Annotated in this window: 20 protein-coding genes; 11 read left to right on the top strand and 9 right to left on the bottom strand. The window is 67.6% G+C overall.

The window, feature by feature from the left end:
- The first annotated feature begins 12 nt into the window (after positions 1–12).
- Positions 13–843 carry a carbon-nitrogen hydrolase family protein gene (locus A3A5_RS0125220; RefSeq protein ID WP_018313259.1) on the top strand — a complete coding sequence of 277 codons (831 nt, stop codon included), beginning with the start codon at positions 13–15 and terminating at the stop codon, positions 841–843.
- Positions 844–942: 99 nt separating this feature from the next.
- Complete coding sequence (tldD, locus tag A3A5_RS0125215) at positions 943–2,403, top strand: metalloprotease TldD (RefSeq protein WP_018313258.1); 1,461 nt, start codon at positions 943–945, stop codon at positions 2,401–2,403.
- 64 nt (positions 2,404–2,467) lie between these two features.
- Here the strand turns inward: tldD and A3A5_RS0125210 are convergent, their stop codons facing one another.
- Positions 2,468–3,523 carry a trans-aconitate 2-methyltransferase gene (locus A3A5_RS0125210; protein WP_018313257.1) on the bottom strand — a complete coding sequence of 352 codons (1,056 nt, stop codon included), beginning with the start codon at positions 3,521–3,523 and terminating at the stop codon, positions 2,468–2,470.
- A gap of 185 nt (positions 3,524–3,708) precedes the next feature.
- On the opposite strand from A3A5_RS0125210, the gene A3A5_RS43590 reads away from it, so the two are divergent.
- Together A3A5_RS43590 and aroG are read left to right on the top strand one after the other, a co-directional pair.
- Positions 3,709–3,870 carry a hypothetical protein gene (locus A3A5_RS43590; protein ID WP_157637294.1) on the top strand — a complete coding sequence of 54 codons (162 nt, stop codon included), beginning with the start codon at positions 3,709–3,711 and terminating at the stop codon, positions 3,868–3,870.
- A gap of 166 nt (positions 3,871–4,036) precedes the next feature.
- Positions 4,037–5,116 carry a 3-deoxy-7-phosphoheptulonate synthase AroG gene (aroG, locus tag A3A5_RS0125200; protein WP_018313256.1) on the top strand — a complete coding sequence of 360 codons (1,080 nt, stop codon included), beginning with the start codon at positions 4,037–4,039 and terminating at the stop codon, positions 5,114–5,116.
- A gap of 105 nt (positions 5,117–5,221) precedes the next feature.
- Here aroG and A3A5_RS0125195 read toward each other — a convergent pair whose 3' ends face one another.
- Together A3A5_RS0125195 and A3A5_RS0125190 are read right to left on the bottom strand one after the other, a co-directional pair.
- A complete protein-coding gene (locus tag A3A5_RS0125195; protein ID WP_018313255.1) occupies positions 5,222–5,620 on the bottom strand; it encodes a c-type cytochrome in 399 nt (132 codons plus the stop codon).
- Positions 5,621–5,630: 10 nt separating this feature from the next.
- Complete coding sequence (locus A3A5_RS0125190; protein WP_026201109.1) at positions 5,631–5,978, bottom strand: cytochrome c; 348 nt, start codon at positions 5,976–5,978, stop codon at positions 5,631–5,633.
- 539 nt (positions 5,979–6,517) lie between these two features.
- Between A3A5_RS0125190 and A3A5_RS0125185 the strand changes: the two genes are divergently transcribed.
- Genes A3A5_RS0125185 through A3A5_RS0125175 form a run of 3 tightly spaced genes read left to right on the top strand, consistent with a single transcriptional unit; the run spans position 6,518 to position 9,219 of the window.
- Positions 6,518–7,408, top strand: coding sequence for a MoxR family ATPase (locus A3A5_RS0125185; RefSeq protein WP_018313253.1), 891 nt, complete (start codon positions 6,518–6,520; stop codon positions 7,406–7,408).
- 13 nt (positions 7,409–7,421) lie between these two features.
- A complete protein-coding gene (locus A3A5_RS0125180; RefSeq protein WP_018313252.1) occupies positions 7,422–8,015 on the top strand; it encodes a GNAT family N-acetyltransferase in 594 nt (197 codons plus the stop codon).
- A 28-nt stretch (positions 8,016–8,043) separates the two neighbouring features.
- A complete protein-coding gene (locus A3A5_RS0125175) occupies positions 8,044–9,219 on the top strand; it encodes a VWA domain-containing protein (RefSeq protein WP_013956076.1) in 1,176 nt (391 codons plus the stop codon).
- Positions 9,220–9,415: 196 nt separating this feature from the next.
- Here A3A5_RS0125175 and A3A5_RS0125170 read toward each other — a convergent pair whose 3' ends face one another.
- The 3 genes from A3A5_RS0125170 to mdlC are packed head-to-tail and all read right to left on the bottom strand — an operon-like array spanning position 9,416 to position 13,570.
- On the bottom strand, positions 9,416–10,405 hold the full coding sequence (locus tag A3A5_RS0125170; protein ID WP_018313251.1) for a tripartite tricarboxylate transporter substrate binding protein: 990 nt from the start codon (positions 10,403–10,405) through the stop codon (positions 9,416–9,418).
- A 59-nt stretch (positions 10,406–10,464) separates the two neighbouring features.
- Complete coding sequence (locus tag A3A5_RS0125165; protein WP_018313250.1) at positions 10,465–11,916, bottom strand: aldehyde dehydrogenase; 1,452 nt, start codon at positions 11,914–11,916, stop codon at positions 10,465–10,467.
- 49 nt (positions 11,917–11,965) lie between these two features.
- A complete protein-coding gene (gene mdlC / locus A3A5_RS0125160) occupies positions 11,966–13,570 on the bottom strand; it encodes a benzoylformate decarboxylase (RefSeq protein ID WP_018313249.1) in 1,605 nt (534 codons plus the stop codon).
- 109 nt (positions 13,571–13,679) lie between these two features.
- On the opposite strand from mdlC, the gene A3A5_RS0125155 reads away from it, so the two are divergent.
- Positions 13,680–14,588 (top strand): LysR family transcriptional regulator, encoded by a 909-nt coding sequence (locus tag A3A5_RS0125155; protein ID WP_018313248.1) that lies wholly within the window; start codon positions 13,680–13,682, stop codon positions 14,586–14,588.
- Positions 14,589–14,591: 3 nt separating this feature from the next.
- Here A3A5_RS0125155 and A3A5_RS0125150 read toward each other — a convergent pair whose 3' ends face one another.
- Complete coding sequence (locus tag A3A5_RS0125150) at positions 14,592–15,500, bottom strand: LysR substrate-binding domain-containing protein (RefSeq protein WP_026201107.1); 909 nt, start codon at positions 15,498–15,500, stop codon at positions 14,592–14,594.
- A 124-nt stretch (positions 15,501–15,624) separates the two neighbouring features.
- Here A3A5_RS0125150 and A3A5_RS0125145 point away from each other — a divergent pair, with 124 nt between their 5' ends.
- The 3 genes from A3A5_RS0125145 (at position 15,625) to A3A5_RS0125135 (ending at position 18,560) form a co-directional block, all read left to right on the top strand.
- Positions 15,625–16,614: a tripartite tricarboxylate transporter substrate binding protein gene (locus A3A5_RS0125145; RefSeq protein ID WP_018313246.1), complete on the top strand. Its 990-nt coding sequence runs from the start codon at positions 15,625–15,627 to the stop codon at positions 16,612–16,614.
- A gap of 15 nt (positions 16,615–16,629) precedes the next feature.
- Positions 16,630–17,517, top strand: coding sequence for an N-formylglutamate amidohydrolase (locus A3A5_RS0125140; RefSeq protein WP_018313245.1), 888 nt, complete (start codon positions 16,630–16,632; stop codon positions 17,515–17,517).
- Positions 17,518–17,768: 251 nt separating this feature from the next.
- Positions 17,769–18,560, top strand: coding sequence for a BspC domain-containing protein (locus tag A3A5_RS0125135; RefSeq protein WP_369797814.1), 792 nt, complete (start codon positions 17,769–17,771; stop codon positions 18,558–18,560).
- Positions 18,561–18,660: 100 nt separating this feature from the next.
- Here the strand turns inward: A3A5_RS0125135 and A3A5_RS0125130 are convergent, their stop codons facing one another.
- Positions 18,661–19,803 carry a M14-type cytosolic carboxypeptidase gene (locus A3A5_RS0125130; protein ID WP_018313243.1) on the bottom strand — a complete coding sequence of 381 codons (1,143 nt, stop codon included), beginning with the start codon at positions 19,801–19,803 and terminating at the stop codon, positions 18,661–18,663.
- Between the two features lie 26 nt (positions 19,804–19,829).
- Positions 19,830–20,615, bottom strand: coding sequence for a peroxide stress protein YaaA (yaaA, locus tag A3A5_RS0125125; RefSeq protein WP_026201106.1), 786 nt, complete (start codon positions 20,613–20,615; stop codon positions 19,830–19,832).
- Positions 20,616–20,619: the final 4 nt, after the last annotated feature.

The raw sequence follows: 20,619 nt of genomic DNA, 5'->3' as shown, positions 1-20,619 counted from the left end.
CCCGCCCCGCCTATGACTGCAACCGCCGCCCCCGCCCCGTTCCGCGTTGCCGCCGTCCAGACCGTGACCGGCACCTCGCTCGATGCCAACCTGGCGCGCGCCGACGCGCTGATCGCCGAGGCCGCGGCCGGCGGCGCCGCGCTGGTGCTGCTGCCCGAGTACTTCTGCATGATGGGCCGCTCCGAATCGGACAAGGTGGCCGTGCGCGAGCATGACGGCGACGGCCCGGTGCAGCAGTTCCTGGCCGATGCGGCGCGCCGCCACGGCATCTGGCTGGTCGGCGGCACGCTGCCGATGTGGTGCGACGACCCGGCACGCGTGTACAACACCTCGCTCGCCTTCAACCCGCGCGGCGAACGCGTGGCGCGCTACGACAAGATCCACCTGTTCGGCTTTACCCGCGGCACTGAGAGCTACGACGAGTCGCGCACCATCCTGGCCGGTCGCACGCCGGTCAGCTTTGACGCGCCCTGTGGCCGGGTGGCGATGTCGGTGTGCTACGACCTGCGCTTCCCTGAGCTGTACCGCGGACTGGCCGAGGGCGACGGCACCAGCTTGATTCTGATGCCGGCCGCCTTCACCTACACCACGGGGCAGGCGCACTGGGAAATCCTGCTGCGCGCCCGCGCCATTGAAAACCAGTGCTATGTGCTGGCCGCGGCACAGGGCGGCAAGCATGAGAACGGCCGGCGCACCTGGGGCCATTCGATGCTGGTCGATCCTTGGGGCGAGGTCTTGGCAACGCTGCCCGAAGGCGAAGGCGTGGTCGGCGGCGTGATCGACCCCGCGCGCCTGGCCGAGGTCCGGCAGAACCTGCCGGCACTGCGACACCGGGTGCTGTAGCATGTACGCAACCGCGGGGGCCGCCACCGGCGCCCGCCCAGAGAATTTTTTGCCGCGCCGGCCGCAAGCCGGCGCGTCCCCAGGAAGAAAGGACATCTCATGAACGCCGGCGATCTCGGAATCCGCAACCTGGCCACCGCGCAGCAACTGCTGCTGGCACCGTACGGCCTGGACGAGGCCAAGCTCCAGCGCGTGCTGGCCGATATCTTCACGCACAAGGTCGACTATGCCGACCTGTACTTCCAGTACACCCGCAACGAGGCCTGGAGCCTGGAAGAAGGCATCGTCAAGTCGGGCAGCTTCAGCATCGACCAGGGCGTGGGCGTGCGCGCGGTCTCGGGCGACCGCACCGCCTTCGCCTATTCGGACGACATCAGCCTGGCGGCGCTGTCGCAGGCAGCGGCGGCCACGCGCACCATTGGCCGTGCCGGCAGCGGCCGCGTCAAGGTGGCCGGCGAGCTGGCCACGCACGCCGGGCGCAACCTGTACACGCCCAACGACCCGCTCGACTCGATGAGCGCGGCCGAGAAGGTGGCGCTGCTGGAGCGCATCGAGCGCATGGCGCGCGCCAAGGATCCGCGCGTGGTGCAAGTGATGGCAGGCCTGGCCGGCGAATACGACGTGGTGCTGGTGGCGCGCAGCGACGGCGTGATCGCCGCCGACGTGCGTCCGCTGGTGCGGGTCTCGGTCACGGTGATCGCCGAACACGGCGGGCGCCGCGAGGTCGGCTCTTCCGGCGGCGGCGGCCGCTATGCCTATGGCTACTTCACCGACGAGCTGCTGCAGAAGTATGTGGACGAGGCTGTCTCTTCGGCCCTGGTCAACCTGGACGCGCGCCCGGCCCCGGCCGGCGCGATGACCGTAGTGCTGGGCCCGGGCTGGCCCGGCGTGCTGCTGCATGAAGCCGTCGGCCACGGCCTGGAGGGCGACTTCAACCGCAAGGGCTCGTCGGCCTTTGCCGGCCGCATGGGCGAACGCGTCGCGGCCAAGGGCGTAACCGTGGTCGACGACGGCACGCTGGCCAACCGCCGCGGCTCGCTCAACCTGGACGACGAAGGCAACCCGACCCAGTGCACCACGCTGATCGAGGACGGCATCCTGCGCGGCTATATGCAGGACACACTCAACGCGCGCCTGATGAAGTTGCCGGTCACCGGCAACGCGCGCCGCGAAAGCTATGCCGCGCTGCCGATGCCGCGCATGACCAACACCTACATGCTCAACGGCGACAGGGATCCGCAGGAGATCATCGCCAGCGTCAAGCGCGGCCTGTATGCGGTCAACTTCGGCGGCGGCCAGGTGGACATCACCAACGGCAAGTTCGTGTTCTCGGCCAGCGAGGCCTACATGATCGAGGATGGCAAGATCACCTACCCGGTCAAGGGCGCGACGCTGGTCGGCAACGGCCCGGAATCGCTGAAGGATGTCACCATGATCGGCAACGACATGCGCCTGGACTCGGGCGTCGGCGTGTGCGGCAAGGAAGGCCAGAGCGTGCCGGTGGGCGTGGGCCAGCCGACGCTGCGCATCGAGAACATGACGGTGGGCGGCACCGCCTGACCAGTCCGGCGATGACGAAGACGGGACCCCGCGGGGTCCCGTTTTTCATGGGATCGTCCCAGCCTTACGGCCGCACTTCATACACCAGGTTGAACGGCGTCTGTGCCGCGCGGCGGAAACTGCGGAAGCCGGCCTGCTCAGCCACGCCGCGCATGCGCGCTTCGCCTGCCTGCGCGCCCAGGCACAGGCCGACTTCCTGCGCGCGCGACGCCGGCGTGCAGATGAAGGTGGACGCGGAATAGAACACCCGGCCGAGCGGGTTGAGGTTCTGCTCCAGCGTGTCGTTGGCAAACGGCTCCACGATCATCCAGGCGCCATCGGCGCGCAGGGTCTCGCGCACGTGGCGCGCCGCGCCGACCGGATCGCCCATGTCGTGCAGGCAGTCGAACACCGCCACCAGGTCATAGTCCTTGCCGCGGTAATCCTTGGCGGTGGCCACTTCGAAGCGCACGCGCTGGGCCACGCCGGCGCGGCGCGCGGCTTCGGCGGCATGGCGCACCGAAGGCTCGTGGTAGTCGAAACCGACAAAGCGCGAAGCCGGAAACGCCTGCGCCATGATGATGGTCGACGCGCCGTGGCCGCAGCCCACGTCCGCCACCGACGCGCCCGCCCTGAGCCGCGCCTCCATGCCGTCCAGCGCGGGAATCCATTCCGAAACCAGGTGCGCCGCGTAGCCGGGCCGGAAGAAGCGCTCGGTGCCGTGGAACAGCGCGGGATCGTGCTCGTGCCATCCGAGCCCGCGGCCGTTGCGGAAAATATCGATCACCTTCGGGATGGCGCGGAACTGCGCCACCGCGATCTGGAACGCGCCCGGGATGAATGCGAGGCTGCCCTCCTGCGCCAGCGCATAGGCCTGCTCTTCGTTCAGGCTGAACTGCCCGGTTGCCGGGTCATAGTCGACATAGCCGCTGGCCGCCTGGGCCGACAGCCATTCGCGCAGGTAGCGCGCGTCAGTATGGGTTTTTGCCGCCAGCACATCGGCGGTCATTGCCTTTTCCGCCATGGCCTTGTACAGGCCCAGTTCATCGCCCACGACCACCGTCGCGGCATGCATCACCGCGCCGATATCGTTGACGAATTTTTCCATGAAGGCGTTCAGCCTCGCTTCATCGACGCTCATGATGCACCTCCCCGTGCTCACTGCTCCCCGGTTCCAATATAGCCCCCGGTTATGTTGGGGAAAGCCGAAAAGCAGCGGCAGCACCACACTTGCGCGCCAAGGCCGCAAGTCACCCGAGATCGGTGCGCCAGCGCACCGCATGGCCTCGTCGACACTTGCCAACCCTGGTAAAAGGCGCTATAAAGATGCTTCGCCGCACGACCCGCAACGGACGCGCATTGAAAATTGACCGACCGGCGCGCAATTTCCTGCCTTTCTGCTACGCAGTGCAGCATAAATTCGGCGCCCACGACGATAATCGATTCAAGCTGACCCAAGCCAACGCCTTTTTCCGCCATGTCCGCTAAGTTTTACTTTTACTTTTTTAGCGATCTCACACCGCTGGCGGATAGGGAGGGACGGCTGTAAGCAGCGCCCCGAATACAAAAAAGACCGCCAGCGACCCTGGCGGTTTTTTTATACCTGTTTGTTACCCCCACACACTCACGACCTCACAAGAATCCTGGAGCCATCATGCTGAAGAACACCGACGACCTGCGCATTCGCGAACTCAAGGAACTACTGCCGCCCGCGCACCTGATCCGCGAGTTCGGCTGCTCCGAACAGGCTTCGGACGTGATCTACGGCGCGCGCCAGGCCATGCACCGCATCCTGCACGGCATGGATGACCGCCTGATCGTCATCATCGGCCCGTGCTCGATCCACGATACCCGCGCCGCGCTGGACTACGCCAAGCTGCTCAAGGTCCAGCGCGACCGCTTCGCCGGCGAACTGGAGGTGGTGATGCGCGTGTACTTCGAGAAGCCGCGCACCACGGTGGGCTGGAAGGGGCTGATCAACGATCCGCATATGGATGGCAGCTTCAAGATCAACGATGGCCTGCGCACCGCGCGCGAGCTGCTGCTGAACATCAGCGAGATGGGCGTGCCCACCGGCACCGAGTATCTCGACATGATCAGCCCGCAGTACATCGCCGACCTGGTCAGCTGGGGCGCGATCGGCGCCCGCACCACCGAGTCGCAGGTGCACCGCGAACTGGCCTCGGGGCTGTCGTGCCCGGTGGGCTTCAAGAACGGCACCGACGGCAACGTCAAGATCGCGGTCGATGCGATCAAGGCCGCGTCGCAGCCGCACCATTTCCTGTCGGTGACCAAGGGCGGCCACTCGGCGATCGTATCGACCTCGGGTAACGAGGACTGCCACGTGATCCTGCGCGGCGGCAAGGCGCCCAACTACGACGCGGCCAGCGTGCAGGAAGCGTGCGACGCGATCGCCAAGGCCGGCCTGGCCTCGCGCCTGATGGTCGATGCCTCGCACGCCAACAGCAGCAAGCGGCATGAGAACCAGATCCCGGTGTGCGAGGACATCGGCCGCCAGATCACCGGCGGCGACCAGCGCATCATCGGCGTGATGGTGGAATCGCACCTGGTGGCGGGCCGCCAGGACCACGTGCAGGGCCAGCCGGTCGAGGAGCTGACCTACGGCCAGTCCGTGACCGATGCCTGCATCGGCTGGGACGACTCGGTCAAGGTGCTCGAGGGCCTGGCCGAGTCGGTGCGCCAGCGCCGGCTGGCCTCGGGCAGCGGCAACTGATGCCGCGGCGGGCCCCGGGCCCGGGGCCCGCGCTGCTGCACACAACAAAAAGCCGCTTCCAGGGAAGCGGCTTTTTTGCATTGGCGCGGCAGCCGCCGCGCGTTCTTACTTCTTCAGCAGCAGGTCGCCAGGCAGCGACTCGATGTAGGCGGCCATGTCCTTCAGCTCCTTGCGGGTGAACGGGCGCGGCTTGCCGTCCTTGTCGGTCACGGCCGGATTGGCGTTGACCTGGCCGGCCATGATGGCGTTGGAGCGGCCCACCAGGGCGTTGCCCGACACCTGGTACGACGCCAGCGCGTGGTACAGGTAGTCGGCGTGCTGGCCCGCCAGCTTGGGATAGTCCGGCGAGATCGGGGCGTTCAGGCCCTGGCCGTGGCAGGCCACGCAGGCGCCCTTTTCCACCAGCGCCTTGCCGGCAGCAAGGTCGGCGGCCGAGGCCGGCATCGCGGCAGCACCCAGCACGAGTGCGCCGAGCGCGGACGAAAGCGTCTTGAGCGTATTCATGAGGGGTCTCTTACTTGAGGGAATTGTTCTGCGTACCGGCCTTCTGCTGCGAGTAGTAGGCCGCCACGTTGGCGATGTCCTGCTCGGTCAGCGTCGCGGCGATGCTGCGCATGGTCGGGTGCTTGCGCTCGCCCTTCTGGTAGGCCTTGAGCGCGTTCTCGATGTACTTGGCGCTCTGGCCACCCAGCAGCGGCACTTCATAGACTTCAGGGAATGACGCACGGTAGCCCGGAATGCCGTGGCATCCGATGCACATTGCAACCTTGTCCTTGGCAGCGTCTCCATTGCCCTTGACTTCCTGTGCCTGCGCGGCCGTTGCAGCCGCGCCCAGCACCACCATCGTGAGGAGCTTTTTCATTGTCTTTGCGGATTGGAAGTTAAACCGTGTGACCTGCCCTGCCGGGCGGAGACGGTTTCAGAATGCTTCTGCGGGGAAAACCAGGGCAGCCGGACGGATTGCCGAGGTGCAACCCGCCAGACATGTCGCATCCGGTCTGTTGCCGGGATGTGGAACACCATTCTGGAACCACCTCTCGCAATCGCCGCGACCCGGAAGGGCCGCTGGGACTTCTGAACGCGGACTGCCGGATACTGGAGAACTGGACGTGGGGGCGCGTCAAACCGCCGCATTGTACCGCAGCCGGCACCTGCCAGTCCAGCAACCGGCCCCGGCCGCCGGCGGCCTGTCAGCGCGCGCCAACACGAACCGCAAAGGTCTTTTATACTGGCTGATCCCGGGAATCTGCACGACCGTTCGCGAATGCTGCCGCCAGCAGCGTGCGGGCGCCCTGCACCGGACCCTGTTTCCATAATGAAAGCGCGCATGACAGCGCGAAGAGACCGCGCCAAGCACGCCAACCCGGCCCTCGATCCGAGGCCGTCACCTCAGGTTGCCTCATGTCAAACACCGCCAACGCTTCCGCCCAAGCTTCCATCGCCCAGCAGACCCGTTTCGAGGGCAGCGACCAGTATGTCGCCACTGACGACCTCAAGTTGGCCGTCAATGCCGCGCGCACGCTGCAGCGCCCGCTGCTGATCAAGGGCGAGCCCGGCACCGGCAAGACCATGCTGGCCGAGGAGGTCGCCGCCGCGCTGGGCATGCCGCTGCTGCAGTGGCATATCAAGTCGACCACCAAGGCGCAGCAGGGCCTGTATGAGTACGACGCGGTGTCGCGCCTGCGCGACTCGCAGCTGGGCGATGACCGCGTCCACGACATCCGCAACTACATCGTCAAGGGCGTGCTGTGGCAGGCCTTTGACGCCGACGAGCAGGTCGTGCTGCTGATCGACGAGATCGACAAGGCCGACATCGAATTCCCCAACGACCTGCTGCGCGAGCTCGACCGCATGGAGTTCTACGTCTACGAGACGCGCGAACTGGTCAAGGCGAAGCATCGCCCGCTGGTGATCATCACCTCGAACAACGAGAAGGAGCTGCCCGACGCCTTCCTGCGCCGCTGCTTCTTCCACTACATCAAGTTCCCCGATGCCGAGACGATGCAGCAGATCGTCGACGTGCACTACCCCGGCATCAAGCGCGAGCTGGTGGCCGCCGCGCTGGAATCGTTCTACGAGATGCGCAACCTGCCGGGCCTGAAGAAGAAGCCGTCCACGTCGGAGCTGATCGACTGGCTCAAGCTGCTGATGGCCGAGGACATTCCGCCCGAGGCGCTGAAGAGCCCGGACAAGAAGGCCGCGATCCCGCCGCTGCACGGCGCGCTGCTGAAGAACGAGCAGGACGTGCACCTGTTCGAGCGCCTGGTGTTCATGAACCGCGCCAACCGCTGAGGCACTGCCCGCCATGACTGCGTTCGTCAAACCCGTCACGCTGGTGGGCCGGCACGTCACGCTGGAGCCGCTGCGCGCCGAGCATGCCGAGGGCCTGCGCACCGCCTGCGCCGACGGCGAGCTGTGGAAGCTCTGGTACACCAGCGTGCCCGCGCCCGAGCGGATCGAAGCCGAGATCGCGCGGCGCCTGGGCCTGCAGCAACAGGGCTCGATGCTGCCGTTCACGGTGCGCGATGCCGCCGGCGAGCTGGCGGGCATGACCACCTACATGAATATCGACGCGACCCACCGGCGCGTGGAGATCGGCTCCACCTGGTATGCGCGCCGCGTCCAGCGCACGCCGCTGAATACGGAATGCAAGCTGATGCTGCTGGGCCATGCCTTCGACCATCTCGACTGCATCGCCGTGGAGTTCCGCACGCACTGGATGAACCAGCAGAGCCGCGCCGCCATCGCGCGCCTGGGCGCCAAGCAGGACGGCGTGCTGCGCAACCACCAGCGCATGCCGGACGGCTCGTTGCGCGACACCGTGGTGTTCTCGATCATCGCCAGCGAATGGCCGGCGGTGCGGCAACACCTGCAATTCCAGCTCGACCGTCCGCGCTGAAGCGGCCGCCGACTGAAAGCGAGGCATCATGCTGATCGATTTCTTCTTCTCGCTGCGCCACGCCAAGCTGCCGGTCTCGGTCAAGGAATACCTGACCATGCTGGAAGCGCTCAAGGCGCAGGTCATCTCCCCTTCGATCGACGAGTTCTACTACCTGTCGCGGATGACACTGGTCAAGGACGAGAAGCACTTCGACAAGTTCGACCAGACCTTCGCCGCCTACTTCAAGGGCGTCGAGAGCCTGGTCGACTGGAAGTCCGACATCCCGCTCGACTGGCTGCAGAAGACGCTGGAGCGCGAACTCTCGCCCGAGGAAAAAGCCAAGATCGAGGCCATGGGCGGCCTCGACAAGCTGATGGAACGCCTCAAGCAGCTGCTGGAGGAGCAGAAGGAAAAGCACGAGGGCGGCAACAAGTGGATCGGCACGGGCGGCACCTCGCCCTTCGGCCACGGCGGCTACAACCCCGAGGGCATCCGCATCGGCGGCCCTTCCAAGGGCAACCGCACCGCCATCAAGGTGTGGGAGGCGCGCGCCTACAAGGACTATGACGACCAGGTCGAACTGGGCACGCGCAATATCAAGGTGGCGCTGCGCCGGCTGCGCCGCTTCGCCCGCGAAGGCGCCGACACCGAGCTGGACCTGGACGACACCATCCATTCCACCGCGGCCAACGCCGGCCTGCTCGACATCAAGCTGCGGCCCGAGCGCCACAACAAGGTCAAGGTGCTGATGCTGATGGACGTGGGCGGCTCGATGGACGACCACATCAAGCGCGTGGAAGAGCTGTTCTCGGCCACCAAGACCGAGTTCAAGCACCTGGAGTACTACTACTTCCACAACTGCCTGTACGACTACGTGTGGAAGAACAACCGCCGCCGCCACGCCGAGAAGCTGGCCACGTGGGACCTGCTGCACAAGTACACGCCCGACTACAAGATCATCTTCGTCGGCGACGCCACCATGAGCCCGTATGAGATCCTGCAGCCGGGCGGCTCGGTCGAGTACAACAACACCGAAGCCGGCGCGGTATGGCTGAACCGGATGACCGAGCAGTTCCCGCACTTCGTCTGGCTCAACCCGGAGCCGGAAGGCCTGTGGCAGTACCGGCAGTCGATCACGGTCATCAACCAGCTGATGAAGGGACGGATGTACCCGGTAACGCTGGCCGGGCTGGAACAGGCGATGAAGGTGCTGTCGAAGTAAGGCTGATTGTTGTCAACGCCTTCTGGTTTGCTCCCCTCTCCCGCTTGCGGGAGAGGGGCAGGGGGTGAGGGCAGGCGGTGGCATACCACCGGCCGTACTTCGTAGAGACTCCCGCCCTCACCCCAACCCTCTCCCGCAAGCGGGAGAGGGAGCACCCCAGCGGCGGTCCGAATCCCCTGGCTGCCCTCTTCTCGCCTCAGTCCACCGTAATCCCCGCCTGCCTGATGAACTTGCCATAGCGCGCACGATTCGCATTCTGCCGCTCGGCAAACGCCTGGATGCTCAGCGGCGCCACCGCGCCGCCCAGCTTGTTGACGTTGTCCTGCAGCTGCGCGCCGGCGAGCGCGCGGTTGATCTCGCGGTTCATGCACTCGACGATGGCCGGCGGCGTGCCGGCGGGCGCATAGACGCCGAAGGTCGAGTCGCCGTCCACGTCCTGCAGGCCGGCCTCGGCCAGCGTCGGCACGTCCGGGTATTGCGCCGCGCGCTTGGCGCTGGCCACCGCCAGCAGCCTGAGCTTGCCGCTGGCCACGTGCTGCAGGCCGGGGCCGGGATCGAACATGAACTGCACCTGCCCTGCCAGCAGGTCGCTCAGGGCCGGGGCCGCGCCCTTGTACGGCACGTGCACGGCGTCCAGCTTGCCGGCGCGCTTGAACATCTCGGCAGCGATATGCGGCGTGCTGCCGTTGCCGGCCGAGCCGTAGCTGAGCTTGCCCGGATGCTCGCGCACATAGGCGATGAACGCGTCCAGCGTCTTCGCCGGCACCGACGGATGCACCAGCAGGTAGACCCGCACCAGCGCCACCGACGCGACCGGGGTCAGATCCTTGAGCGGGTCGTACGGCATCTTCTTGTAGAGGAAGGGATCGATGGCCACCGCGCCGCCCGAGGTCAGCAGGAAGGTATAGCCATCGGCCGGCGCCTTGGCCACGGCATCGCCGCCAACGATGCCGTTGGCGCCCGGGCGGTTGTCGATCACCACCGGACGCTTCAGCGCCTCGGACAGACCGGGCGAGATGCCGCGCGCCAGCGTATCCGCAGCCCCGCCGGCGGGGAAGTTGACGACCAGCCGGATCGGCTTGTCCGGCCACGGCTGCGCGGCGGCCGGCGCGCTCACGCCAGCCAGCAGGCCCGGCGCGCACAGTGCGGCGCAAAGGGCGCGCGCGATACGGTGGGGGAATCGCATGATGGTTGTCTCCTGTCTTATGTTTTGCTACTGCCTGCCGCAGCGCTCTGCGGCACCACTCAGAACGGATATTGCCGTGGCGTGGTCTGCACCGTGATCCAGCGCAGCTCGGTGAAGGCATCGATCCCGGCCTTGCCGCCGAAGCGGCCATAGCCACTCGCCTTGACGCCGCCGAACGGCATCTGCGCCTCGTCGTGCACGGTCGGCCCATTGACGTGGCAGATGCCCGATTCGATGCGGCCGGCCACCCGCATCGCGCGCGCCACATCGCCGCCGAACACCGCCGCCGACAGCCCATAGGCGGAATCATTGGCGCAGGCAATGGCCGCTTCCACGCCATCCACGCGCACCACGGCCTTGACCGGCCCGAACGATTCCTCGCGATAGATCTCCATGTCCGGCGTCACGTGATCCAGCACCGTGGCCCGCATCAGCGTGTCGGTCGCCTTGCCGCCGCAGACCAGCCGCGCGCCCTTGGCCAGCGCATCGTCGATCATCGCGTTGCAACGCTCGACGGTGCTCATGTCGACCACCGAGCCCAGCACCGCCGGGCCGGTGCGCGGATCCGCCAGCGGCAAGGCGCCGGCACGCGCGGCAAAGCGTGCCACGAAGGCGTCCGCGATGCTGGCATCCACCACGATGCGCTCGGTGGACATGCAGATCTGGCCCGAGTTGGCAAAGGCGCCGAAGATGGCGCCGTCCACCGCGGCGTCCAGGTCCGCATCGTCGAGCACCACCAGCGGCGCCTTGCCGCCCAGCTCCAGCACCACGGGCTTCAGGTGGCGCGCGCAGGTCTGCGCGATCAGCCGCCCCACGCGCGTGGAGCCGGTGAAGTTGATGCGGCGCACGGCCGGGTGGGCGATGATGGTCTCGACCACCGCGGCGGCATCGGCCGGGGCGTTGGTGACAAAGTTGACCACGCCCGCCGGGAAGCCCGCCTCCGCCAGCGCATCGACAATCAGGCCATGCGTGGCCGGACAGATCTCCGAACCCTTCAGGATGACCGTATTGCCGCACGCCAGCGCCGTGGCCACGGCGCGCACGCCCAGGATCACCGGTGCGTTCCACGGCGCGATGCCCAGCACCACGCCCGCGCCCTGCCGCACCGCCATGGCCAGGCTGCCCGGCACGTCGGAGGGGATCACCTCGCCGTTGATCTGCGTGGTCAGCGCGGCGGCCTCCTGCAGCATGCCGACGGCAAGGTGCACATTGAAGCCAGCCCACATCGCCGACGCACCGGTCTCTGCCGCCATCGCGGCGGTGAGCGCCCCGGCCTTGCCTTCGAGTGCCTGCGCCGCGCGCATGAGCAAGGCGCGCCGTTCGCCCGGACCGGTGTCGCGCCAGGCCGGGAAGGCGCGCGCTGCAGCGTCGGCAGCGGCCAGCGCATCGGCGCTCGTGGCTGCCGGCGCTCGCGTGGCCACGCTGTGGTCAAGCGGGTTGCGGCGCTCGAAGGTGGCACCGTTGGCGGCCTGCGTGCGCTCGCTGTTGATCAGCATGGTGATGTTTTGCATCCTGGAGTCTCCTGGAAGGGGTACTTCGTCTGTCGTCTGGCGCTGCGGCTCAGGCCACCTCGATCTCCACCACGGTCGGTACACGCATCCGCAGGGCTGTCGCCAGTGCTTCGCGCAATGCAGCAGGATGAGTCACCCGCACTGCCTCGCAACCATGCCCGAGCGCAATTGACACGAAATCCAGGTCGGGCAAGGCCGTGCCGACCAGCGGATCATCGCCGCCAAAGCCGAAGGTCGGCGCAAACTCCTGCAGGGCGGCGTAGCGCCGGTTGTTGAGCACGATGAACGTGATCGGCAGGCCCAGTTGAGCGGCGCTCCACAGCGCCTGGATCGAATACATGCTGGAGCCGTCGCCGACCAGGCCGATCACCTTGCGCCCCGGCTTGCCCAGCGCGACGCCCACTGCCGCGGGCAGGCCGTAGCCAAGCCCGCCGCTGCACATCGTATAGAAGGTCTCGCTGCGCAGGATGGGCAGGTGGCGATGCATCACCGGGCGCGCGCTGGGCGCTTCCTCGACCACGATGGAATCGGGGTCGCGCAGTTCCGCCAGCGTCTGCAGGACATAGGCGACGCTCATCGGCATGCCGGGCTCGGCGCGCGGTGCCGGCACGCGCGGGCGCGGGGCTTCGCGCCGCGGCGGCGCCGGGCGCGCCAGCAGGTCGGCCACGCCCTGGCGGATGCTGCCGACTGCGGCAGTGCCCACCGGCGCCCATGCGGCGATATTCGGATCGTCGATCAGCTGCACCACCTGCGCCCCGGGCGGCGCGTGGGGGCCAAACCCCTCGACGTGATAAGTGAAGGCCGCCGCCCCCAGCGCGAACACGAGGTCGTGGCCCGTCAGCAGCCCGACGATCTTCTCGCGCATCGCCGGCAGGAAGCCGGCAAACAGCGGATGGTCTTCCGGAAAGCCGCAGCGCCCCGACATCGGCGCCACCCACACCGCCGCCTGGTGCCGTTCCGCCAGGCGCACGACATCGTCCCAGGCGCCATCGCGGTCCACGGCCGCGCCCACCACGAACGCCGGCCGGCGGCTGGCATCGAGAGCGTCGCCGATCTGCGCCAGCAGTGCCGGCTGCACGCGGCTTTCAGTGCTGACCGTGCGCGGCAGCACCGGCTCGCACGCCCGGGCCCAGTCATCGGCGGGGATCGAGATCAGCACCGGCCCGCGCGGCGGCTGCATGGCGATGTAGTAGCCGCGCGCAATCGCCAGCGGCACGTCTTCGGCCCGCGCCGGCTCGCAACTCCACTTCACGTAGGGCTTGGGCAGCTCAGTGGCCTGAGCCGAGAACAGGAAGGGCTCGAACGGCAGGATCGAGCGCGCCTGCTGCCCGGCCGTGATCACCATCGGGGTGCGGTTCTTGTGGGCGGTGAAGATGCTGCCCATGGCATGGCCGACACCGGCCGCCGAGTGCAGGTTGACGAAGGCCGCATTGCGGGTGGCCTGGGCATAGCCATCGGCCATGCCCACCACCACGGATTCCTGCAGGCCGAGGATGTAGCGAAAGTCGTCGGGGAAATCGAGGAACAGCGGCAGCTCGGTCGAGCCGGGATTGCCGAAGATGGTGGTCATGCCGAACCCGCGCAGCAGGTCCAGCACCGCGGTGCGCACGGTGGTGGGAGTGGCGGAGGCGGCAGGCGAGGCAGAACTGGCCATGGTCGAGGAAGCTCCAGTGCGGAATCAGAGACAAAGCTTGCCGACCAGTATGGACAATCAGGCCTTGCCCAGAAATTGCCGTTTCGGGGCAAAGTCATTACGATTTGGCATGACCCTCGATCTGCGCCAGCTTCTTGCCTTCCTTGCGGTGTGCGAACACGGCAGCCTGGGCCGCGCGGCCGCACAGCTGAACGTGACCCAGCCGGCACTGAGCCGCACCATCCAGCGGCTGGAAGCCCAGCTGGACGCGCCGCTGTTCGAACGCTATGCCACCGGCATGGTGCTGACCGCCTGCGGCGAGGCCCTGCTGCCGCACGCCAACCTCTTGCGCCACGAGGCCGAGCACGCCACCGAGGCCGTGCGCGCGCTGCGCGGGCTGGCTGCCGGCACCATCCGCGTGGGCACCGTCGCCAGCGTGGCCAGCGTGGTGCTGCCGGAAGCGATCGAGGCGGTGCTGGCACGCTGGCCCGGGCTGCGCGTGCGCATCGTCGAAGGGGTGGGAGATTTCCTGGCCGATGCGCTGCTGCGCCGCGAGATCGACCTGGCCATCGGCATCGCGCTGCCGGAGAATGAGGAAATTTGCGCCGTGGCGGATGTGGGCTGGAGCGACAGCAGCTTCGTGGTCGCCGCCGCCGGGCATCCGCTGACGGGCCGGCCGGCGCTGCGGCTGGCGGATACGGTCGGCTGCCGCTGGGTCATGCCGCCGCGCGGCACGGCGCCATTCGACGAACTGCAACGGCTGTTTGCACGGGCCGGGCTGCCGCCGCCGGACATCGTCGCCGAAACCCGCTCGATCATTGCGCTCAAGGCGCTGGTGGCACGCGCGGGCTTCCTCAGCTGGATGGCCGCGCCGATGTACGAGGCCGAGCAAAAGGCCGGCATGATCCAGCCGCTGCCCATTGAAGGCGCCCAGGCGCCGCGCCGGCTGGCGGTGTACCGGCGCCGCCAGGGCATCCTTCCGGCGCCGGCAGCGAAGCTGCTGGAGCAGTTGCGCCAGTTGACATCGGACGTGGGCTGAACGTCAGGCGGGCCGCGCCAGGTCGGCCCCTTCCATCACCCATGCGCGGAACGTGCGCAGCGCCGGCAGGTGCTGCTTCTGCTCCGGATAGCACAGGTAATAGCCCTTCCTGGCCAGCACCTGGGCCGGATGCGCCACCACCAGCGCCCCGGTGGCCAGTTCTTCCTCGATCAGACAGCGCGGGATCAGCGCGATGCCCAGACCCGACAGCGCGGCCTGCGTGAGCAGCGAAAACTGGTCGAAGCGCGCGCCGCTCCAGGCCTCGCGGGTCGGCACGCCCAGCGTGGCGAACCAGTCGGGCCAGGCCTCGGGCACGGTGGTGTGGTGCAGCAGCGGATAGCGCAGCAAGGCAGCGGGCGTGGGCGCCACGCCGCCGGGCTCGGACGCCAGCAGGCCCGGGCGGCACACCGGCAGCACCTCACGCCCGGTCATGTAGTCGGCCAGGCTGCCGGGCCAGACGCCGTCGCCGAAACGGATCGCAGCGTCCAGGTCCGGCTCGGAAAAATCGTAGCCCTGCGCGTGCGGCACGAATTCCAGCGTCACCTCCGGATGGCGCGCGAAAAACTGCGGCAGGCGCGGGATCAGCCACTTGGCGCCCAGCGTCGGCATGCTGGCGATGTGCAGCACGCCGCCCCGCCCCTGCCGCGCCATCAGCTCGACGGTGGCGGCCTCCAGCTCGTTCAGGCTGGGGCCGATGCGCTCCAGGTAGCGCTCGCCCGCCTTGGTCAGCATCAGGCGCTGGCGCACGCGCTGGAACAGCTCCACGCCCAGGTAAGCCTCCAGGCTGCGCACCTGCTTGCTGACCGCGCCTTGCGTGACATGCAGTTCACGCGCGGCTACGGTAAAACTGTTATGACGCGCGGCGGCCTCGAAGGCCTGCAACTCGGTCAGCGACGGACATAGGCGTCGCATAAATCACCTCTACTTTACGACCAAATGGAATGAGCTAAGGATTTTATTTCGTTTGCGGCACGCTTGCCCCGGCGCGCAGAATCGTGAAATCCACTTTATTCCTCCCCTTCCCCTGGACCCCGTCATGCAACGTCGCCATCTTCTCCGACTCCTGGCCGCCGCTTCGGCCGCCGCCGCTGCCGGCATCTCCTTCAGCGCCGTGGCGCAGCAGGCCGGCTACCCGACCAAGCCGATCACGCTGGTGGTGCCCTTCCCCGCTGGCGGCACCACCGACATCATCGCGCGCATCGTCGCCGACAAGCTCGGCCAGCAACTGGGCCAGGCCGTGGTGGTTGACAACCGCGGCGGCGCCGGCGGCAGCATCGGCACCGCTTTCCTGTCCAAGGCGGCGCCGGACGGGTATACGCTGGGCATTGCCACGGCCTCGACCCATGGCATCAATCCGGCGGTCTACCCGCGCCTGTCCTACGATGCAACCAAGGACTTCACCACCATCACCAACCTGGCCTCGGTGCCCAACGTGATGAGCATCAACCCGGCGGTCAAGGCCACCGACATGAAGTCCTTCATCGCGCTGGCGCAGTCGCAGCCCAACAAGCTGGCCTATGGCTCGGCGGGCAACGGCAGCGTCTCGCATATGATGGGGGAGCTGTTCAAGATGAGCAGCAAGACCGAACTGCTGCACGTGCCCTACAAGGGCGTGGGCCCGGCGCTGAACGACGCGCTGGCCGGCCAGGTGCAGGTGCTGTTCGACAACCTGCCGTCGTCGCTGCCGTTCATTGAAGGCGGCAAGCTGCGTGCGCTCGCCGTGGCGGCGCCCAAGCGCGTGGCCGCGCTGCCCAACGTGCCGACCTTTGCCGAGCTGGGCCTGGGCGAAGTCAACGACGCCGCCTGGTTCGGCCTGATCGCACCGGCCAACCTGCCGGCGGATATCCAGACCAGGCTCCATACCGCCGCGGTCAAGGTGCTGGCGCTGCCGGAAGTGAAGGCCAAGCTCGAGAAGCTGGGCGCGACCCCGGTGGGCGATACGCCGGCGCACTTTGCCGCCCAGATCAAGAGCGAAGTGGCCAAGAACAAACGCGTGGCCGCCGCCGCCAAGATCTCGCTCGACTGATTCCACAGCAACACCATGACCGACACCGACCGAACCACCGCGGACAGTCCGTTCTACCTGTACCAGCCCGAGGGTGAGCCCGCGGCGCTGTTCCTGGACTCGCCGCACAGCGCGACGATCTACCCGACGGACTTCCGCCCCGACCCCGCCCTGCCGCTGCCGCTGCTGCGCCAGGCCGAAGACACCTTTGTCGACGAGCTCTACGCCGGGGCCCCGGCGCGCGGCATCCCGCTGCTGTGCGCGGGCTTCCCGCGCAGCTACCTGGACGCCAACCGCGCGCTGGAAGAAATCGACGAAGCCCTGCTCGACGCGCCCTGGCCCGGAGCCAGGCAGGAGACCTCCAAGACCCGGCTGGGCAAGGGCCTGGTCTGGCGCGTGCTGGACACCGGCGAGGCCATATACGACCGCAAGCTGAGCGTGGAAGAAGTGCAGGCGCGCATCAACCGCTGCTACCTGCCCTATTACGCGCAGCTGCAGAAGCTGGCCGACCGCGCCGTCGCCAGCCACGGCAGCGCCTGGCATATCAACTGCCATTCAATGCCGAGCCACGCCGCGCCATACGCCACCGAGTTCCCGGGGCTGGAGCATCCGGACTTCGTGGTGGGCGACCGCGATGGCACCACCTGCGACAAGCGCTTCACCGACCGGGTCGAGGGCGTGCTCAAGGAGATGGGCTACGACGTCTGGCGCAACCACCCGTACAAGGGCGTGGAGATCGTGCGCGTGGTGGGGCAGCCCCAGGCCGGCTGCCACAGCCTGCAGCTGGAGGTCAACCGCAAGCTCTATATGGACGAGGTGGGCCTGACGCATACCGCGGGCTTTGCCCGGCTGCGCCATGACCTGAACCTGCTGCTCGACGAGCTGCTGCGCTTTACGCGCTCGATGCCGTCGCGCGTGGCCTGACCCCGAGGCCGGGGCTGCGCCACGCAGCCCCGCATACGCTGCGAGTTCACCGCAGTTGTGCGAGACAAGGGATTCCCGCTAGCGCACAAGTCACTTGCTGCACGACTTCAAGCATTGGAAGAATGGGTAACAAGATTTAGGAACTTTGTCAGATAGGTTTCCTCTATCATGGCATTCCTTTGCGAACCCATCTTGCCTGCCGGCCCTACGGCCCTGCGGGCAGACCCAAGCACGCACACACCGCTCACACCGTGATCCGACGAATCTCCGAACTGCTCGGCAGCCGGCTCCGCATGGTGGCTGCCGCAGTGGCCGGTGCGATCGCGCTGGCAGGCTGCGCCAATATGCCGGCCGATGATGCCAGCGCCGGCCCGGCCCCCGCGCCGGCACCCGCCGCCGCGCCCGCCCGACCTGCCGCCGCCCCGGCACCCGCCACTTCCACTGCGCCCACCAAGACCATCACCCTGCCCGACCGTGGCCGCGTCAGCCTGTCCGAGTACCGGACCCGCATGCGCGAACAACTGATGAAGACCGAGAGCGCCACCGGCGACGTGGCGGACTGCGCCGCCCACGCCAGCTGGGTGGTGCCGCGCTCGGCCAGCTACGATGCATTGAAGATCCCCACCGGCGCGCTCGCCGCGGGACAGGCCACGACCGAGCCATGGAGCGGACGCTTCTCGCCCGGCAAGCAGGCCGTGCCGGTCAGCTCGGTGGTCACCTTCGCCGCCACCGCGCACAAGCGCCGCGGCAGCGACGACTGGCAGCCGGTGAAGGTGCGCTGCGGTTATGACGACGGGATGATGCTGGCGTATGAGCTGCTTGACAGCGGCGGCGCCACCATCAGCGAACCGGCTGCCGAGCCGGCCGTGCCCACGGCTACGCGCACCTCGTCAAGCAAGAGCCGCAAGGGGGGCAAGAGCACGGCGTCGGCGAAGTCGGGCAAGTCGTCGGCGGCGAAGTCATCGAAGTCGTCGAAGTCGGCTTCGACCACTTCGGCTTCGGGGTCGGCCAAGACAAGCAGCAAGGCCAAGAAGAAGCAGTGAGCGCAGTGAGACCGCGGGCGCCCATGCAGGCGCTTGTTGTGTCCCCTCTCCCATAAATGGGAGAGGGGACACAACCACAAGCGGGCAAAGTTCGCCAGCCTCAGCCCAGATAATCAAGGATCGCCTGCAACATCGCCGTCCCCAGCAGCGCGCTGCGCGCGCCGTTCCAGCCGACCTCCGGATCCGGCAGATCGGCATTGTCCTTGAACGGCATCTCCAGCGTCAGCGCCAGGCAGCCGAAGGTATGCCCGATGTACTTGGACGCCAGCTTGAGCGCATCCGCGTTGTACTTGCTGGCCGCGTAGCCGTGCACATCCTGGAAATCCGGCGAGGCCCGCTTGAAGGCCTCGATAAAGCGCTGCTGCTCGCGCCGGCGCGCCTCGGTAAAGCCCGGCAGCATCTCGCTGCCGGCGACGAAGTTGTACGGCAGTCCCTCGTCGCCATGGATGTCGAAGAACATGTCGCAGCCGGTGGCCTCGATGGCGCGGCGCACGTGGTAGACCTCGGGGCTGTTATCCGGGCTCGGTGCCATCCACTCGCGGTTCAGGTTGGCGCCGGCGGCGTTGGTGCGCAGGTTGCCACGCGCCGAGCCGTCCGGGTTCATGTTCGGCACGATATGGAAGACCGCGCGCTCCAGCAGCTTGCGCGCAACCGGGTCGCCCGCCCACATGCCGGTGCCGGTCAGCCGCTGCAGCACGCCTTCGACAAACCACTCAGCCATGCTCTCGCCCGGGTGCTGGCGCGCGATCATCCAGATGGTCTTCTTGCCGGGGCCGGGCTGGCCCAGCGTGACGCGGGTCATGTCGCGCCCGTCCACGGTGCTGCCCAGGTGCGACAGCCGCGCCAGCGGCGAGCGCTGGCAGCTGGCCAGCAGCGACAGGTGGCGCTCATCCGGATAGGGCTCGAAATACGCAAACCAGATGCTGTCGTGCCCGGGCGTGAATTCCACCGTCATCACGTGGCCGTCGAAGCGCGTCGGCACGCGGAACCAGTTGGCGCGGTCGTACGAAGCCACCGCGCGGTAGTCGCGCCATCCGTCCGGATAGGTGCAGTCGCCGGCGTTCAGAAAATGCATCCGGCACGCCTGCCCCGCCGCGCCCTGCAGGCGGAAATGGAACCACTGGCGGAAGTCGGCGTGCGAGTCGGCGCGGATGCGCAGGCGGATATCGTCGGCGCGGTCGAGCGCCTCGACCTCGATGGCGCCGGAGTCGAAATGCGAAGAGATGTGCATGGCGGCAGGCATGGCTGGCAGTCTCGTGGCGATAGGTTTCAGTCTTCCAGGCGGCGGCGGAACACCCAGCGGGTGGCATCCGAGGCAGCGGCGTCGAAGGCGTAGCCGTCTTCGGCAAAGCGCTTGAGCTTTTCCGGCTCGGTCACCCGATGCATCACCGCATAGCGCGCCATGGTGCCGCGCGCGCGCTTGGCGTGGAACGAAATGATCTTGTAGCGGCCGCCCTTCCAGTCCTCGAACACCGGCGTGACGATGCGCGCCTGCAGCACCTTGGGCCGCACCGCCTTGAAATACTCTTCCGAGGCCAGGTTGACCAGCACCGGCGCGCCTTCCTGCTTGAGCGCGGTCATGTCGGCGTTGATCATCTGCGTGACATCGTCACCCCAGAACGCGTACAGATCCTTGCCGGCGGCGTTGTCGAGGCGCGTGCCCATCTCCAGCCGGTAGGGCTGCATCCAGTCCAGCGGGCGCAGCACGCCGTATAGGCCGGACAGGATGCGGATGTGCTTCTGCGCAAAGCCGAGATCGTCGGCCGACAGCGTGTTCGCGCCCAGGCCGTCGTAGACGTCGCCATTGAAGGCCAGCACCGCCTGCTTGCTGTTGGCGGCGGTGAACTCCGGCGACCAGTCGGCGTAGCGCGTCACATTGAGCACCGCGAGCTTGTCGGAGATGTCCATCAGCGCGCCCACGTCCTGCGGGGCCAGCATGCGCAGGCGCTCGACCAGCGTGGTGGAACGGTCGATAAAGCGCGGCAGCGTATGGGTCTTGAGGCGCGGGGGAGTCTCGTAGTCCAGCGACTTGGCGGGAGACAAAACGATGAGCATGGCA

The sequence above is a fragment of the Cupriavidus sp. UYPR2.512 genome (assembly GCF_000379565.1).
Lineage (GTDB): Bacteria > Pseudomonadota > Gammaproteobacteria > Burkholderiales > Burkholderiaceae > Cupriavidus.
Note: the sequence above shows the minus strand (reverse complement) of the source record. Positions and strands in the feature narration are given on the sequence as shown.

Excerpts from the sequence above, each read along its gene's own strand:
- A3A5_RS0125220 (WP_018313259.1), top strand. The coding sequence starts at position 13 with ATGACTGCAACCGCCGCCCCCGCCCCGTTCCGCGTTGCCGCCGTCCAG.
- tldD (WP_018313258.1), top strand. The coding sequence starts at position 943 with ATGAACGCCGGCGATCTCGGAATCCGCAACCTGGCCACCGCGCAGCAA.
- A3A5_RS0125210 (WP_018313257.1), bottom strand. The coding sequence starts at position 3,523 with ATGAGCGTCGATGAAGCGAGGCTGAACGCCTTCATGGAAAAATTCGTC.
- A3A5_RS43590 (WP_157637294.1), top strand. The coding sequence starts at position 3,709 with ATGCTTCGCCGCACGACCCGCAACGGACGCGCATTGAAAATTGACCGA.
- aroG (WP_018313256.1), top strand. The coding sequence starts at position 4,037 with ATGCTGAAGAACACCGACGACCTGCGCATTCGCGAACTCAAGGAACTA.
- A3A5_RS0125195 (WP_018313255.1), bottom strand. The coding sequence starts at position 5,620 with ATGAATACGCTCAAGACGCTTTCGTCCGCGCTCGGCGCACTCGTGCTG.
- A3A5_RS0125190 (WP_026201109.1), bottom strand. The coding sequence starts at position 5,978 with ATGAAAAAGCTCCTCACGATGGTGGTGCTGGGCGCGGCTGCAACGGCC.
- A3A5_RS0125185 (WP_018313253.1), top strand. The coding sequence starts at position 6,518 with ATGTCAAACACCGCCAACGCTTCCGCCCAAGCTTCCATCGCCCAGCAG.
- A3A5_RS0125180 (WP_018313252.1), top strand. The coding sequence starts at position 7,422 with ATGACTGCGTTCGTCAAACCCGTCACGCTGGTGGGCCGGCACGTCACG.
- A3A5_RS0125175 (WP_013956076.1), top strand. The coding sequence starts at position 8,044 with ATGCTGATCGATTTCTTCTTCTCGCTGCGCCACGCCAAGCTGCCGGTC.
- A3A5_RS0125170 (WP_018313251.1), bottom strand. The coding sequence starts at position 10,405 with ATGCGATTCCCCCACCGTATCGCGCGCGCCCTTTGCGCCGCACTGTGC.
- A3A5_RS0125165 (WP_018313250.1), bottom strand. The coding sequence starts at position 11,916 with ATGCAAAACATCACCATGCTGATCAACAGCGAGCGCACGCAGGCCGCC.
- mdlC (WP_018313249.1), bottom strand. The coding sequence starts at position 13,570 with ATGGCCAGTTCTGCCTCGCCTGCCGCCTCCGCCACTCCCACCACCGTG.
- A3A5_RS0125155 (WP_018313248.1), top strand. The coding sequence starts at position 13,680 with ATGACCCTCGATCTGCGCCAGCTTCTTGCCTTCCTTGCGGTGTGCGAA.
- A3A5_RS0125150 (WP_026201107.1), bottom strand. The coding sequence starts at position 15,500 with ATGCGACGCCTATGTCCGTCGCTGACCGAGTTGCAGGCCTTCGAGGCC.
- A3A5_RS0125145 (WP_018313246.1), top strand. The coding sequence starts at position 15,625 with ATGCAACGTCGCCATCTTCTCCGACTCCTGGCCGCCGCTTCGGCCGCC.
- A3A5_RS0125140 (WP_018313245.1), top strand. The coding sequence starts at position 16,630 with ATGACCGACACCGACCGAACCACCGCGGACAGTCCGTTCTACCTGTAC.
- A3A5_RS0125130 (WP_018313243.1), bottom strand. The coding sequence starts at position 19,803 with ATGCCTGCCGCCATGCACATCTCTTCGCATTTCGACTCCGGCGCCATC.
- yaaA (WP_026201106.1), bottom strand. The coding sequence starts at position 20,615 with ATGCTCATCGTTTTGTCTCCCGCCAAGTCGCTGGACTACGAGACTCCC.